Source organism: Salmonella sp. SAL4457 (genome assembly GCF_046548235.1).
Taxonomy (GTDB): domain Bacteria; phylum Pseudomonadota; class Gammaproteobacteria; order Enterobacterales; family Enterobacteriaceae; genus Salmonella; species Salmonella enterica.
The window spans coordinates 1-283 of the sequence record NZ_JBGDZO010000338.1; the positions used below are offsets into that span (position 1 = coordinate 1).

Genomic DNA, 283 nt, shown 5'->3' on the forward strand with positions numbered 1-283 from the left:
GCCATGTACGGCGGCGAGCAGAATGTCATCACCATCAACATGAGCGAGTTCCAGGAAGCCCACACCGTCTCCACCCTCAAGGGCGCCCCGCCCGGCTACATCGGCTACGGCGAGGGTGGCGTGCTGACCGAGGCGGTGCGTCGCAAGCCCTACAGCGTGGTGCTGCTGGATGAAGTGGAGAAGGCCCACCCGGATGTCCACGAGATCTTCTTCCAGGTCTTCGACAAGGGCGTGATGGAGGACGGCGAAGGCCGGGTGATCGACTTCAAGAACACCCTGATCC

General features: G+C 62.9%; 1 protein-coding gene. It reads left to right on the forward strand.

Annotated elements, in window-relative coordinates; all coding sequences use genetic code 11:
• Nucleotides 1–283 (forward strand): AAA family ATPase (locus tag ACLJNW_RS24550; protein ID WP_410961262.1); only part of this gene is annotated, 283 nt, incomplete at both ends.